The following is a 14,691-nucleotide window of genomic DNA, read 5'->3' as shown; positions in this document are numbered from 1 at the left end:
CGGAACGACCACGCCGACGACCACGACCCGGGGCCGGACCCGGGCGACACCGAGGAGGAGACCACCCATGCCCACCCTTCGACCCTCACCGACGGCGCGCCCCAGACGCGGGGCCCGCTGGCCGGCGCTCGTGGCCGGGCTCGGCGCGCTCGGCCTGTTGGGCGCCTTCACCGTGGCCAACTCCGTGGCGGCCGAGCCCGGTTCCGCCGCCGCCCCGGCCGCCCCAGCCACACCGGCCGCGGCGGCCGCGTTGCCGACGTACGACCACGTGGTGGTCGTCGTGTACGAGAACAAGCAGTACGGGGAGATCATCGGCAGCGCGAACGCCCCGTACATCAACCAGCTGGCGAACGGCGGCGCGAGCCTGACCGGGATGAAGGCGCTGACCCACCCCAGCCAGCCCAACTACTTCAACCTCTTCTCCGGCTCCACGCAGGGCATCACGGGCGACGGCTGCTACGCCCCGCAGTCGATGACGGCGGCCAACCTCGGCCAGGAGCTGATCGCGGCCGGCAAGACCTTCGCGACGTACAACGAGGACCTGCCGGCCGAGGGGTCCACGGCCTGCACGAACGGCCAGTACGCGCAGAAGCACAACCCGTGGTTCGCCTTCAAGAACGTGCCGCTGAACACGGGCAAGACCTGGGCGCAGTTCCCCCGGAACGACTTCGCGGCGCTGCCGAGCCTGTCCTTCGTGGTCCCCAACCAGTGCAACGACATGCACTCGTGTTCGGTGGCCACGGGTGACACCTGGACCAGGAACAACCTCGACGCCTACGCGCAGTGGGCGAAGGCCAACAACAGCCTCCTGGTGCTGACCTGGGACGAGGACAACTACCTGGGCTCGAACCAGATCGCCACCGTCTTCCACGGCGCGAAGGTCAAGACGGGCAAGTACGCCACGGCCTTCAACCACCACCACTTGCTGCGGACCTTCGAGGACCTGTTCGGCACGGCGACGCACGCGGGCAACGCGGCCAACGTCCAGCCGATCACCGAGGTGTTCGACACCTCCACGGTCCCGACGCCCACCCCGACTCAGACTCCGACTCCGACTCCCACACCGACCCCGACGCCCACGCCCACGCCCACCCCGACCGCGGGCGGTCTGCAACTGACCGACCCCGGCCCCCAGACCTGCAAGTTCAACCAGTCCTGCACCATCCGACTCAGCGCCACCGGCGGCAGACCTCCGGTGCGGTACGCGGCCACCGGCCTGCCCTGGGGCCTGACCGTCGACGCCGGCACCGGCCGGATCAGCGGCAAACCGTGGGGCAGCGGCACGGTCCAGGTCACCGCGACCGCCACCGACTCCGCGGGCACCACCGTCACCGTCGCGTTCCCACTCACCGTCAACTGGTTCTAGGACACGGCCTAGCGGCCGACCCCGGAGGCATCCGTGTACCTGTCGACCAGCCGGGCCTCGGACATCGCCGGGGGCACCCCGGCCCCGAAGGGCCCCCTGCGGGCCGTCCCCGGCACGGTGTTCGCGCTCGGGCTGGTCAGCCTGGTCACGGACGTCTCCGCGGAAATGGTCACCGCCGTCCTGCCGTTGTACCTGATGGCCGGACTCGGCATGTCCCCGCTCGCGTTCGGCGCCCTGGACGGTCTGCACCAGGGCGCCACCGCGGTGCTCCGCCTCGTGGGCGGGCGGATCGCCGACCGCACCCGGCGCCACAAGCTCGTCGCGGGCACCGGCTACGCGCTCTCCGCCGCCTGCAAGGCGGCCCTGCTCGCCGTCGCCACCCCCTGGTCGGTGGCGGCGGTGCTCGCCGCCGACCGGACCGGCAAGGGCCTGCGCACCGCCCCGCGCGATGCGCTGATCTCGCTGTCCGTGCCGCCCGGGGAGCAGGGCCGCGCCTTCGGGGTGCACCGCGCACTGGACACGGCGGGTGCCCTGCTGGGGCCGCTGGCCGCGTTCGGGGTGCTGTGGGTGGCGGTGGACGGGTACGAGGCCGTGTTCACCGTGAGCGCTTGCTTCGCCGTCCTGGGCGTGGTGCTGCTCGCGCTCTTCGTCCGGGAGGCCCCGGCACCCGCCCCCACCCCCGCGCCGGCCCGGGCCCGTCCCGCGCTGCCGCCCGTACGCACCCTGCTGCGCCTGCCCGGCCTGCGGGGGCTCTGCCTGACCGCCGCCGTGCTCGGCCTGTTCACCGTCGGCGACGCCTTCCTCTACCTGCTGCTCCAGCGCCGGCTCGACCTGTCGGCCGGGTACTTCCCGCTGCTGCCCGTCGGCACGGCGGCCGTCTTCCTGCTGGCCGCCGTGCCCGTGGGCCGGCTCGCCGACCGGCTGGGCCGGCGCCGGGTCTTCCTCGGCGGGCACGTGCTGCTGCTCGGCGCCGTTCTGCTGCTCCTGGCCCCGGTACCGGCCGGGGCGCTGCTGGTCGTCGGTGTGCTCGCGCCGCTCGGCCTGTTCTACGCGGCCACCGACGGGGTGCTGATGGCCGCCGCCGGGCCGTTGCTCCCCGCCGAGCTGCGCACGACCGGACTGGCCGTGCTCCAGACGGCCCAGGCGCTGGCCCGGTTCGCGGGTTCCCTGCTGTTCGGGTCGGCGTGGACCCTGTGGGGGCCGGGCCCGGCGCTGGGTCTGGCGGCGGCCGGGCTGCTGCTGGCGCTGGCGGCGGTCTCCGTGTGTGACGGTGTCCGGACGTTGCGTTCGTCGTAGGGTCGGGGCATGCCGGAAACACAGCGGACTCTCGAAGGCAAGGTGGCCCTCGTGGCCGGGGCGACGCGCGGCGCGGGCCGGGGCATCGCGGTCCAGTTGGGTGCGCGGGGTGCGACCGTGTACGTGTCGGGGCGCAGCACCCGGGGCAGACGCTCGGAGTACGACCGGCCCGAGACGATCGAGGAGACGGCCGAGCTGGTCACCGCGGCGGGCGGCCGGGGCGTCCCGGTGGTCGCCGACCACCTGGTGCCGGCGGAGGTCGAGGCCCTGGTCGGGCGGATCGGCGCGGAACAGGGCCGTCTGGACGTCCTGGTCAATGACATCTGGGGCGGGGAGCTGCTCTTCGAGTGGGAGAGCACGGTCTGGGAGCACGACCTGGACAAGGGGTTGCGGCTGATGCGGCTGGCCGTGGAGACGCACGCCATCACGAGCCATTTCGCGGTGCCGTTGCTGCTGCGCGAGCCGGGCGGTCTGGTGGTGGAGATGACGGACGGAACCGCCGAGTACAACGCCAGCCGCTACCGGGTGTCCTTCTTCTACGACATCGCCAAGTCCTCGGTGCTGCGCATGGCGTTCGCGCTGGGGCACGAGCTGGGGCCGCGGGGGGCCACGGCGGTGGCGCTGACGCCGGGCTGGCTGCGCTCGGAGATGATGCTCGACACCTTCGGGGTGACGGAGGCGAACTGGCGGGACGCGTTGGCCAAGGTCCCGCACTTCGCCATCTCCGAGACCCCGTCGTACGTGGGCCGGGCGGTCGCGGCCCTCGCCGCGGACCCGGAGGTGGCCCGCTGGAACGGCCGGTCCCTCTCCAGCGGGCAGCTCGCCCGGGAGTACGGCTTCACGGACCTCGACGGCAGCCGCCCGGACGCCTGGCGCTACATGGTCGAGGTCCAGGACCCGGACCGCCCCGCGGACACCACGGGCTACCGCTGACCGGTCCGCCCCGCCCGTCCCGGCCCGGGGTGGGACGGGCGGGGCGGGGCAGGACGCCGGGTCAGTGCGCCGGACGGGAGTCGATCAGGCGGGTCAGACCGTCGAGGACGCACCGGAGACCGAAGGTCCAGAGCGTCTGCGGGTGGTATCCGGCGACCGCGGCGCCCACGCGGCCGGCGAGCGGGTAGCGCTCGGGGTCCAGCGCCCGGGCCAGCAGCGGTTCGCTGACGGCCCACCAGTCCTCTTGGCTCTGGCGGCTGTTGTGCGCCGCGTCGTCGGCGACCCCCAGGGCGTGCGCGTGGACGAAGCCGAGGAGGTGGGCCAGGCCCGCGTCCATCTCGACGTCGCTGAGGCCGATGCCCTCGAAGGCCGCCAGTTCGTACTCGTACTTCCCGATGACCCCGGGCCCCAGCGGCGGGCGGGTGACCGCCAGGTCCGCGATCCAGGGGTGGCGGGCGAGCAGGTCGCGGTTGTCCTCGGCCACGCGGGTGACCTTGGTCGGCCACGGGTCCCGCGCGCCGGGCGGCCGGCGCTCCATGCGCTCGTACGCCTCGTCCAGCATGAGGTCGAGGAGTTCGGCCTTGCCGGGGACGTACGTGTAGAGGGTCATGGGCGTCACGGCCAGCCGCTGGGCCAGTGCCCGCATGGTGAGCGCGGTCAGTCCGGCCTCGTCGGCGAGTTCGGTCGCGGCCCGGACCACGGCGCCGACGGTGAGGCCCTGCCGCGGCCCGCGGCGGCCCGGCCGGGCCGGCTGTCGCCCCCGTTCGCGCCACAGCAGCTCCAGCGTACGGACGGGGTCGCCCGCCCCACTGCGGTCCTTCGCCATGTGCGGTCCTCCAAGCGCCTGGCCAATAATTCAATGTACGCCGTATAGAGTACAGTGTAGAAAGTAAGCTCCAGACACCGCCACGCGAGGAGTTCCGTGCAGATCGCCGCCGACAGTCATCAGGTCATCCAGGTCCGCGGAGCGCGGGAGAACAGCCTGCGGGACATCTCCCTCGACATCCCCAAGCGCCGACTCACCGTCTTCACCGGTGTCTCCGGCTCCGGCAAGTCCTCCCTCGTCTTCGGCACCATCGCCGCCGAGTCGCAGCGGATGATCAACGAGACGTACACGGCCTTCATCCAGTCCTTCTTGCCGAGTCAGAGCCGGCCCGACGTGGACGGGCTGCACAATCTGAGCGCCGCCATCGTCGTCGACCAGGAGCGGATGGGCGCGAACTCCCGCTCCACGGTCGGTACCGCCACCGACGCCTCCACCATGTTGCGGATCGTCTTCTCCCGCCTCGGCGTCCCGCACATCGGCGCGTCCACCGCCTTCAGCTTCAACGCCCCGGACGGCATGTGCCCGCACTGCGAGGGCATCGGGCAGGTCTCCGACATCGACGTGGACCAGCTGGTGAACCGTGAACTCTCCCTCAACGAGGGCGCGATCACCGTCCCCGGGTTCGCCGTGGACACCTGGTACTGGCAGAACATGGTCAACTCCGGCTTCTACTCCGCCAATATCAAGCTCAAGGACTTCACGGAGCGGGAGTGGGCCGACCTCCTGCACACGGGCCCGGTGAAGGTGAAGTTCGGCTCCACCAACTACACCTACGAGGGTCTGATCACGAAGATCCAGCGGACGTACCTGTCCAAGGACCGCGAGGCGATGCAGGCTCACATCAGGGCCTTCGTCGACCGCGCCGTGGTCTTCACCGACTGCCCCGAGTGCGGCGGCACGCGCCTGTCCGCGGCGGCGCTCTCCTCGCGCATCGAGGGGGTGAACATCGCCGAGTGTTCGGCGATGCAGATCAGCGACCTGGCCTCGTTCGTCCGCCGGATCGACGACCCCGGGGTGGCCCCGCTGCTCGCGGGCCTACGGGGCCTGCTCGACTCCCTCGTGGAGATCGGCCTGGGATACCTCAGCCTGGACCGCCCGTCCGGCACCCTGTCCGGCGGCGAGGCCCAGCGGGTCAAGATGGTGCGGCACCTGGGATCCTCGCTCACGGACGTCACGTACATCTTCGACGAGCCGACGACCGGCTTGCACCCGCACGACATCCAGCGCATGAACGACCTCCTGCTGCGGCTGCGCGACAAGGGCAACACGGTGCTGGTGGTGGAGCACAAGCCCGAGGTCATCGCGATCGCCGACCACGTCGTCGACCTCGGCCCGGGCGCGGGCACGGCCGGCGGGCAGCTCTGCTACAGCGGGGACGTGGCCGGGCTGCGCGCCTCCGGCACCCTCACCGGGCGCCATCTCGGACATCGGGCGCGACTGCGGGAGTCGGTGCGCACCCCGCGCGGGCACCTGTCGATCAAGGACGCCGATCTGCACAACCTGAAGGACGTCAACGTCGAGGTGCCGCTGGGGGTGCTGACGGTGGTGACCGGGGTCGCCGGGTCCGGCAAGAGCTCGCTGATCCACGGGTACCTGGCCCGGCGGGACGGGGTGGTGGTGGCCGACCAGTCGCCGATCCGCGGCTCGCGCCGGTCCAATCCGGCCACCTACACGGGGCTGCTCGGGCCGGTCCGGACGGCCTTCGCCAAGGCCAACGGCGTCAAGGCGGCGCTGTTCAGCGCGAATTCGGAGGGCGCCTGCCCGAAGTGCAACGGCCTCGGGCTGGTCTACACGGACCTGGCGATGATGGCCGCGGTGGCCTCGGTCTGCGAGGAGTGCGAGGGCCGGCGGTTCACGCCCGAGGTGCTGACGTACCGGCTGCGCGGCAAGAACATCAGCGAGGTGCTGAACATGCCCGTCGCGGAGGCGCACGCGTTCTTCCCCACCGGGCAGGCGCGCGCGGTCCTCGGCCGGCTGGCCGACGTCGGACTCTCGTACCTGCGGCTCGGGCAGCCGCTCAACACCCTGTCGGGCGGCGAGCGACAGCGGCTCAAGCTCGCCATCAGCATGGCCGAGAAGTCCTCGACGTACATCTTGGACGAGCCGACGACCGGCCTGCACATGGCCGATGTGGACAAGCTGCTGGCCCTGCTGGACCGGCTGGTCGACGACGGGAACTCGGTGATCGTCATCGAGCACCACCAGGCGGTGATGGCGCACGCCGACTGGCTGATCGACATCGGCCCGGGCGGCGGCCACGCCGGCGGCGAGGTCGTCTTCGAGGGCACTCCGGCGGACCTGGTGGCCGGGGCGGACACCCTGACCGCCCGTCACCTGCGGGAGTACGTCGGCTCGTAGCCCTGCGCCGGACGCCGGACGCACGCTGCGTCCGGCGTCCGGCGCCGGTTAGGCTGGCCGCATGCCAGCAGACGAGCGGACGCGCCCGCGTCACAAGGAGCAGCAGCCCGCGCTCAGCCGGGCCCAGATCGTCGCGGCGGCGATCCGGCTGCTCGACGCCGAGGGCATCGAGGCGCTGAGCATGCGCAAGCTCGGCACCGGGATGGGCGCCGCCGCCACCTCCTTGTACCGGCACGTGACGGGCAAGGACGAGCTGATCGAGCTGGTCGTGGACGAGGTCTACGGCGAGCTGGAGGTGCCCGGCGCGGCGAGCGCGGCCGAATGGCGCGATGCCGTCTCCCGCAGCGGGCACGGCCTGCGCGCGATGGCCCTGCGCCACCCCTGGGTGGCCTCGGTGCTCGGCCAGGTGGGGCCGGCGCACCTCGGCCCGAACCTGGCGCGGGTGTCGGAGCGGATGCTGGCGCTCTTCAAGACGGCCGGCTTCCCGGCGGCCGAGGCGGCCCCGGCCATGAAGGCGGTCCTCTCCTACGTGGTCGGCGCCTCGGCCGGTGAGGCCGCCCACCTCTCGCTGCTCGCCCGCCGCGGGCGGAGCGGGCAGGAGGGGCCGAAGAGCCCGCGCCCGGCCGGGGAGCACGTGGCGAAGGGGGGCCGGGACCCGTGGCAGCTGCGCGAGGAGCACTTCGACTACGGACTCCAGCGGGTCCTGGACGGCCTGGAGGCGCGGCTCAGCCGCGGCTGAGGTCCTGGGGCGGCGGCAGGCGCAGTTCGCGGTCCTCCGCGAGCGGGGCGAAGAAGCGTTCCACGTCGGCGGCGGTCACCTCGGCCAGGGTCGCCGGGGACCAGCGGGGATCGCGGTCCTTGTCGATGACCTGCGCCCGGATGCCCTCGACCAGGTCGGGCGCGGTCAGTCCGTTGCAGGAGACCCGGAACTCCTGGGCGAGCACCCGCTCCAGCGGGCCGAGCTCCGCGGCCCGGCGCAGGGCGGCGAGGGTGACCTTGAGGGCGGTCGGCGACTTGGCCAGGATCGTCTCCGCGGCCTCCTTGGCGGCGGGCTCCCCCTGGCCGAGCAGCCGCTCCACGATCTCCTCGACGGTGGCGGCCGCGTAGCAGTGGTCGATCCAGCCGCGCCGGTCGGCGAGTTCACCGGGCCCGGGGGTGGCGGCGTAACGCGGGAGCACCTCGTGGGCCGGTGCCTCGGCGAGGGCGGCGGTCAGCTTCGGGAGCCGGTCGGCCGGTACGAAGTGGTCGGCGAGCCCGCACAGCAGCGCGTCGGCCGCGCCGACCGCCGTTCCGGTGAGGGCGAGGTGGGTACCGAGTTCGCCGGGCGCGCGGCCGAGCAGGTAGGTGCCGCCGACGTCGGGAACGAAGCCGATGCCGGTCTCGGGCATGGCGACGCGGGAGCGTTCGGTGACGATCCGGACCGAACCGTGGGCGGAGACCCCTACGCCGCCGCCCATGGTGATGCCGTCCATGAGGGCGACGTACGGCTTGGGGTAACGGGCGATGCGTGCGTTGAGCCGGTACTCGTCGCGCCAGAAGCCGGCGGAGGCGGTGTTCCCGGCCTTGGCGTCGTCGTGGATGGCCCGGATGTCCCCGCCCGCGCACAGGCCGCGCTCACCGGCGCCGCGGATCAGGACCTGCTGGACGGCGGGATCGGCCGCCCATGCCGCGAGGGCCCCGTCGATGCGGATCACCATGGGGTGGGTGAGGGCGTTGAGGGCCTTGGGACGGTTGAGGGTGACCACCCCGGTCCGGCCGTCGGTGTGGAACAGCACGGTGTTCGCGTCTTCGGCCCGCGGATCTTCGGCCTGTGCGTCTTCGGTCTTCACACCGGCCAGTATCACCGCGGTCCGCGCCGCTCCCGCCGCGGGGCGCCCCCGAGGAGTACCGTGGGCTGTCATGCGGAAGATCGTGCTGATGGCCGGGGTGTCGCTCGACGGGTACATCGAGGGGCCGGACCGGCAGATCGACTGGCACTGCGTCGACGACGAGCTGCACCAGCACATGAACGACACCCTCCGCTCGATGGGCGGCTTCCTCAGCGGACGGGTCACGCACGAGCTGATGGCGGACTACTGGCCGACCGCCGACGCCGATCCCGCGAACGCCGGCACGGTGGCCGAGTTCGCGGAGATCTGGCGGTCCATGCCCAAGTACGTGTACTCGCGCACCCTGCGGTCGGCCGAGTGGAACACGACGGTCGTGCGGGACGTCGTGCCCGATGAGGTCGCCGCGCTCAAGGCGGCCCCGGGCGGCGACCTGACGCTGAGCGGGGCGAACCTGGCCGCCTCCTTCTTGCGCCAGGACCTCGTGGACGCGTACCGGATCTACGTGCACCCGGTGCGGATCGGGCGCGGCACACCGCTCTTCCCCACCCTCGACTACGCTCCGGTGGCCCTGCGGCATACGGACACCCACACGTTCGGCAACGGCGTCGTCCTGCTGCGCTACGAGCGCGCGTAGCTCGGAACGGACGGTCAGTCCCGGGGGCGGGCCCGGTGGTCCTGCCATGCGGCCAGGGCTTCGGCGCGGGCCCCGTCCGGGTGCCCGGCGTGCCAGGCGCGCAGGAACCGGTTGAACTCGAACTGCGCGCCCACCTCCTGGGGTTCGGCCGCCCGGGCGCGGGTCGCGTGCCAGTGCGCGACGGCCTCGGCGAGGGTGTGCCCCGCGTGCTCGGCGACGTAGTCGCGCATGAAGGCGTCGAAGTGGAAGCCGGGTCCGATCTCGCGGACGAAGTACGCGCGCAGCACCTGGCTACAGCGCTGGCCCGGGGGGATCACGGTCGCGCCGGTGACGGGGGCCGTGAGCTGACGCCCGGCGCGCCGGGGTGCGGGGGCCGCCGGGGCGGCGGGCGCGGGCAGTCCGTCGAGGGCTGCGGCGAGCCGTGCGGTGACGGCTGCCTTGCCGCCGCCGGCCGGGATGCCCATCTCCCGTGCGAGCGCAGTCAGTTCGGCCAGCGTCCAGTACCAGCGCAGCAGTTCCGTCCCGGTCAGCGCGGGCGTCAGGGCGGGCCGGGATTCCCCCATATTCGTACTCACGTTCCCATATTAGGGGTGGGTGAATCCGGTAGGAGGGTCAGGAGCGTCGGGGAAATCAACGGACCACCCAGTAAATTGCACCCTACGCCCCACTTTGCCGGAGGAGATTCATGACCGCCGAACCCCACCACCTCACCCTCGGCGGGGACACCGCCCTGGTTCTCATCGACCTCCAGACGGGCATCCTCGACCGGCCCGCCGCGAAGCCCGCCCCCGAGATCCTGGGGAAGGGGATCGCGCTCGCCGAGGCGTTCCGCGCCCACCGGCTGCCCGTGGTCCTGGTCAAGGTGGCGTGGTCCCCGGACGGCGGTGACCTGCCCACTGCGAACGTCGACCGGCCCGGCCCGGCCGCCGCCCCGCCCGCCGCCTTCTCCGAGATCCCGACCGAGTTGGCCGCCCTCGGGGACGTGGTCGTCACCAAACGCCACTGGGGCGCCTTCACCGGTACCGAACTCGACCTCCAGCTGCGCCGCCGCGGCATCCACCGGATCGTGCTGGCCGGCATCTCCACCAGCGTCGGCGTCGAGTCCACCGCGCGTACGGCGTGGGAGCTCAGCTACGACCTGGTCTTCGCGGAGGACGCCACCGCCGACACCGACCCCGACTCCCACGCCCACACCTTCGGCAAGATCTTCCCGCGCATCGGCAGGGTCAGCACGACGGACGAGATCATCGCGGCCCTGGACTCCTGACCGGCTGCACTCCGGCTGCCCGCCCGAAGCGGCCCCGCGGGGGCGGTTCACCCGTAACCGAGCGGGCGCCCGCGGGTTAGCAGCGAGGAAGGCGAGGGGGTTCTCATGGCGCAGCGGCACGCTACGTCCTTGGCGCTGCGTCTGCGGTACCGGTTCGACCATCTGATGGCGGGGGGAACCACCGCGCTCATCGGCTGGTTCGCCCTGGCCTGTCTCGCGGTCGTGGTCCCGGCGAGCACGGTGCTCGTCTGGTCCGACCGGGCCGCCCCGGCGACCCTCTCCGGCCGGCTCGCCGCCGTATGGGTCAGCGTCGGACAGACGCTCAAGATCGGGGGTGCGGTCGGGTCCCCCCTCTACGTACTGGCCTCCGTGGCGCTCGCCCTGGTCGCCCTGCTGTTCGTGTCCACGCTGGTCGGTCTGATCACCACCGGCATCAACCGGCGCATCATGCTGCTGCGGCGCGGCCACTCCACCGTGCTGGAATCCGGGCACACCGTCGTGTTGGGCTGGTCGGACCAGATCTTCCCGGTGGTCGGGGAGCTGCTGGCCGCCAACGCCAACCAGCGCAGGTCCGCCATCGCCGTCCTCGCGCCGAAGGACAAGGTGGAGATGGAGGAGGAGATCTCGACCTCCCTCACCGGTGCCGCCGGCACCAGCGCCGGCTTCGGCACCGGCACCGGCACCGGCACGACGCGGATCATCTGCCGCAACGGCCGCACCACCGACCCCACGGCGCTGGCCCGGGTGAGTCCGCGGACCGCGAAGGCCGTGCTCGTACTGCCCCCCGAAGGGGACACCGGTGACGCCCAGGTGGTGAAGACGCTGCTCGCCCTCGACGCGGCGGTCCCCGAGCCGGGCGGAGCGGTGGTGGTCGCCGCCGTGCGCGACACCCGCAGCCATCTCACCGCCCGGCTGGCCGCCGGGCCCGGCGGGCACGTCCTGTGCGTCGACGACATCATCGCCCGGCTCCTCGTCCAGACCGCCCGCGAGCCGGGTCTGTCGCTCGTCTACCAGGAACTGCTCGACTTCGCGGGCGACGAGTTCTACACCGCCGCCGCCCAGGGCCTCGCCGGACGCACCTTCGGCGAGGCCCTGCTGGCGTTCAGCACGTCCTCGGTGGTCGGCCTGCTGCACGCCGACGGCGGTGTCGCGCTCAATCCGGACCCCGGTACGACGATCGGCGCGGGCGACCGGATCGTCCTCATCTCCGAGGACGACGACACGGCCGTACCGGCGGACGCGTCCTCGTGCGTCGACGAGGACGCGATCGTCACGGCCCGCCCCGGGGCGCCCGAGGCCGAACGGCTGCTCCTCCTCGGCTGGAACCGGCGCGCGCCGCTCGTCGTGGAGCAGCTCGACCAGTTCGTCGGCCCCGGGAGCACGCTGGACGTCGTATCGCTCGCCGACGAGGTGCGCACGCGCGCCGCCCCGGGCGTCGCGCAGGCGCGCACCCACCTCGAAGTGGCCTTCCGCAGGGGGGACATCACCGATCCCGAGCTGCTGGCCAAGCTGGACGTGCCCGCGTACGACCGTGTGATCGTGATCGGCGAGACGGGCCACGAGCCGCTCCCCCACGCGGCGGCGCCGCCGCCCGCCCGCGCGATCGACCTCGGCCTCGCTCCGGAGACCGGGACGGAGACGGACGACCGGACGCTGGTCACCCTGCTGCACCTGCGGGCCATCGGGGAGGCGGCGGGGCGGGAGCCGTCGCTGACCACGGAGATGTCCGACGACGGCAACCGGCTGTTGGCGCCCGCCCGGGAGGGCGCCGACTTCATCGTCAGCGGCCGGCTGATCAGTCTCCTCATGACCCAGATCTCGGAGAGCCCCTATCTCGCCGCCGTCTTCGAGGAGTTGTTCGAGGCGGAGGGGAACGAGCTCCATCTGAAGCCGGTCACGGACTACGTCCGAACCGATCGCGAGGTGACGTTCGCGACCCTCGTCGAGTCGGCGCGGCGGCGCCGCGAATGCGCGGTCGGCTACCGGCTGCGGGCCGGCGCCGCCACGGGCCCCGCGTACGGTGTGCAGCTCAATCCGGACAAGCGGCAGCGGGTCCGCTTCGGCGAGCACGACTGGCTGATCGTGCTCGCCGAAAGCTGAGGCGGGGCGGGGGCTGGGCGGAGGCGGGGGGGCGGAGGCGGAGGCCTCCGCCGCTCGCTCAGAGCGTCGAGTGGACCTCCAGGGCGGTGCGCACCGCGGACTCCAGCGCTCCCTCGATCCACGCCGGCTTGATGGAGGTGTGGCACCCGGCGAAGTGCAGGTTCCCTTCGGCCTTGCGGACGTGGGGGAAGAGTTCGGTGTGCTGGCCGGGCAGCAGCACGGAGGCCTCGCCGTAGGCGTACGGGTCGCGCATCCAGGACTGGGTGCGCCCGACGCCGGTGTAGAAGACCTCGATCCGCTGCCCGAACACCTCCTGCACCCCGGCGAGCGCGCGCGGGTAGCGCTCCTCGTCGTCCAGGGAGTCCCACTTCAGGGCGTCGTCCGACCAGCTGTAGGAGGCGAGCACGACCCCGCCCGCGCTGCCCTCGACGGGGTAGGAGGGCTGGAACATGAAGCGGTTGGGGTTGTCGGTGGCCGAGCCGCCGCCGATGACGTGGGCCGCCTCGGGCTGGTCCCGGGTGACCGCCCGGCAGGCCGCGTAGTGCGCCCGCTGCCCGCTGGAGATGCCGCGGTCGGCGACGGACGAGTGGGCGCCCAGCAGGGTGCCGTCCGCCGGGGTCTGCCCGAGCTGGTACTTGCGGTACAGGCCGGGCTGGACCGCCTCCAGCTCGCGCTTCCAGTCGGCCTCGTCGAACTCCCACCAGCGGCGGCTGAATTCCAGCAGCACCTTGGTCGCCGCGTCGTAGTGCAGCTCGGTGATCGCGCGCCGCTTGCCGTACGAGAGCGCGGGCGCGACCGGGATGTGGCGCAGCCCGGAGAAGGGCACGGTGATGATCGCGGTGTCGCCGGTGAAGGTCTCGCGGCGCACCGGGCTGCCGCCGCGGCCCTCGGAGACGGTCTCGATGCTGACCCCGTCCTCCCCGTGGGTGATCCGCGTGGCCCGGCGGTCGAGCCGGACGAGGTCGTCGACGCGGGCGTAGAGGGCGTCGGCCAGGGTGGCGGTGCCGCCGGGCAGTTCGAAGAAGGCGGTGTCCGGGCTGATCAGCGAGGCCCCGATGAAGCTGTGCACGAAGGCGAGGTGCAGGCGGGAGGTGAGGTTCTCGACGGTGCCGATCAGGTCGATCGTGCGCTCGTCGAGCTTCGCCTCCTCGGTCAGGTAGCGGTACATCGACATGTGGCCGTAGCGCTGGATCACGCGGGCCCAGCCCTCGACGAGCTGCTTGTCCTTCTTGCCCTCGATCTCCCTCCGCACGGGGGCGAAGGCGTTGCGGACGATCTGCGCGGCGGGCAGGGCCTCGTAGGCCGCCGGGACCCCGAAGGACTTGTTGAGGGCCTGCGGGCTGCGCGCGTAGTCGGCGCGGCGGACGCGGATGCCGTTGACGAAGATCCAGGTTCGGTAGGCGGGGCGGCCGGACCCGTCGACGTCGACCAGGTGGAAGCGCCGGCGCTTCAGCCCGAGACTGTCGATCAGCCCGGTGACCAGGGGGTGGCTGTCGGGAATGCGCATCGCGCCCGCCTCGGCGTACTGCTTCGGGTCGGCGAAGGGGGCCGCGGACTTCTCGTGGCCCCCGGTGCGGAAGGTCTTGATCCGGCCGCCCACCCGGTTGCCGTTGGCTTCGATGACGGTGACCTGGTGCCCGGCTTCGCGCAGCAGGTGGGCGGCGGTGAGCCCGGCGGGCCCGGCGCCGACGATCAGTACCTTCTTGCGGGTACGGGACCGGGGCAGGCCGTTCTTCAGCAGGATGTCGGAGTAGCGGGGCACGAGGGGCTCGTCGTCCTCGTCGCGCACGAGGACGGCCCGGGCGATGGCGAGGCAGGTCTCCCAGTCGGGGCGTGCCGAGCCGGACGGGGCCTGCGGGGTCCCGGAGGCGGCGGCGACCGACAGGGCGCCGACTCCTGCGACGGCGGCCGCGCCGGCGATGACCTTGCGGCGGGAGGGGCGGCGGGAGGGCGCCGGGGCGGGCTCGCCGGAGGGGCCGGGCGTGGGATCGGGCGCGGGCACGGGTTCGGTGATCATGTATCAACTCTCCCGGCCCGCCGGCGTCTTGAGCGCCCAAAGGCACCTCTACGGGGAACAACCAC

12 protein-coding genes are annotated in these 14,691 nt (G+C 72.7%); 8 read left to right on the top strand and 4 right to left on the bottom strand.

Annotated features, from left to right (window positions below):
• The first annotated feature begins 67 nt into the window (after positions 1 to 67).
• The 3 genes from OG594_RS37230 (at position 68) to OG594_RS37220 (ending at position 3,595) form a co-directional block, all read left to right on the top strand.
• Positions 68 to 1,366 carry an alkaline phosphatase family protein gene (locus OG594_RS37230; protein WP_266606817.1) on the top strand — a complete coding sequence of 433 codons (1,299 nt, stop codon included), beginning with the start codon at positions 68 to 70 and terminating at the stop codon, positions 1,364 to 1,366.
• Positions 1,367 to 1,429: 63 nt separating this feature from the next.
• Positions 1,430 to 2,662: an MFS transporter gene (locus OG594_RS37225; RefSeq protein ID WP_323185484.1), complete on the top strand. Its 1,233-nt coding sequence runs from the start codon at positions 1,430 to 1,432 to the stop codon at positions 2,660 to 2,662.
• A gap of 9 nt (positions 2,663 to 2,671) precedes the next feature.
• Positions 2,672 to 3,595, top strand: coding sequence for an SDR family oxidoreductase (locus OG594_RS37220; RefSeq protein WP_266606816.1), 924 nt, complete (start codon positions 2,672 to 2,674; stop codon positions 3,593 to 3,595).
• A gap of 61 nt (positions 3,596 to 3,656) precedes the next feature.
• Here the strand turns inward: OG594_RS37220 and OG594_RS37215 are convergent, their stop codons facing one another.
• A complete protein-coding gene (locus OG594_RS37215; protein WP_266606815.1) occupies positions 3,657 to 4,421 on the bottom strand; it encodes a TetR/AcrR family transcriptional regulator in 765 nt (254 codons plus the stop codon).
• A gap of 96 nt (positions 4,422 to 4,517) precedes the next feature.
• Between OG594_RS37215 and OG594_RS37210 the strand changes: the two genes are divergently transcribed.
• On the top strand, positions 4,518 to 6,779 hold the full coding sequence (locus tag OG594_RS37210; RefSeq protein WP_266606814.1) for an excinuclease ABC subunit UvrA: 2,262 nt from the start codon (positions 4,518 to 4,520) through the stop codon (positions 6,777 to 6,779).
• Positions 6,780 to 6,840: 61 nt separating this feature from the next.
• Positions 6,841 to 7,518 carry a TetR/AcrR family transcriptional regulator gene (locus tag OG594_RS37205; protein WP_266606813.1) on the top strand — a complete coding sequence of 226 codons (678 nt, stop codon included), beginning with the start codon at positions 6,841 to 6,843 and terminating at the stop codon, positions 7,516 to 7,518.
• On the opposite strand, the gene OG594_RS37200 is transcribed toward OG594_RS37205, so the two are convergent.
• Complete coding sequence (locus OG594_RS37200) at positions 7,505 to 8,608, bottom strand: enoyl-CoA hydratase/isomerase family protein (protein WP_266606812.1); 1,104 nt, start codon at positions 8,606 to 8,608, stop codon at positions 7,505 to 7,507. The genes OG594_RS37205 and OG594_RS37200 overlap by 14 nt on opposite strands.
• Before the next feature lie 70 nt (positions 8,609 to 8,678).
• Between OG594_RS37200 and OG594_RS37195 the strand changes: the two genes are divergently transcribed.
• Positions 8,679 to 9,242 (top strand): dihydrofolate reductase family protein, encoded by a 564-nt coding sequence (locus OG594_RS37195; RefSeq protein WP_266606811.1) that lies wholly within the window; start codon positions 8,679 to 8,681, stop codon positions 9,240 to 9,242.
• Positions 9,243 to 9,256: 14 nt separating this feature from the next.
• On the opposite strand, the gene OG594_RS37190 is transcribed toward OG594_RS37195, so the two are convergent.
• On the bottom strand, positions 9,257 to 9,817 hold the full coding sequence (locus OG594_RS37190; RefSeq protein ID WP_266606810.1) for a DUF6434 domain-containing protein: 561 nt from the start codon (positions 9,815 to 9,817) through the stop codon (positions 9,257 to 9,259).
• A gap of 110 nt (positions 9,818 to 9,927) precedes the next feature.
• Between OG594_RS37190 and OG594_RS37185 the strand changes: the two genes are divergently transcribed.
• Both OG594_RS37185 and OG594_RS37180 read left to right on the top strand, forming a co-directional pair.
• Positions 9,928 to 10,509 carry a hydrolase gene (locus tag OG594_RS37185; protein WP_266606809.1) on the top strand — a complete coding sequence of 194 codons (582 nt, stop codon included), beginning with the start codon at positions 9,928 to 9,930 and terminating at the stop codon, positions 10,507 to 10,509.
• A gap of 129 nt (positions 10,510 to 10,638) precedes the next feature.
• Positions 10,639 to 12,609: an NAD-binding lipoprotein gene (locus tag OG594_RS37180; RefSeq protein ID WP_323185414.1), complete on the top strand. Its 1,971-nt coding sequence runs from the start codon at positions 10,639 to 10,641 to the stop codon at positions 12,607 to 12,609.
• Between the two features lie 58 nt (positions 12,610 to 12,667).
• Here OG594_RS37180 and OG594_RS37175 read toward each other — a convergent pair whose 3' ends face one another.
• Positions 12,668 to 14,626 (bottom strand): NAD(P)/FAD-dependent oxidoreductase, encoded by a 1,959-nt coding sequence (locus OG594_RS37175; RefSeq protein ID WP_266606807.1) that lies wholly within the window; start codon positions 14,624 to 14,626, stop codon positions 12,668 to 12,670.
• Positions 14,627 to 14,691 lie beyond the last annotated feature (65 nt).

This window comes from Streptomyces sp. NBC_01214 (assembly GCF_026340975.1).
Lineage (GTDB): Bacteria > Actinomycetota > Actinomycetes > Streptomycetales > Streptomycetaceae > Streptomyces.
This window is presented reverse-complemented; position numbering and strand designations above follow the sequence as displayed.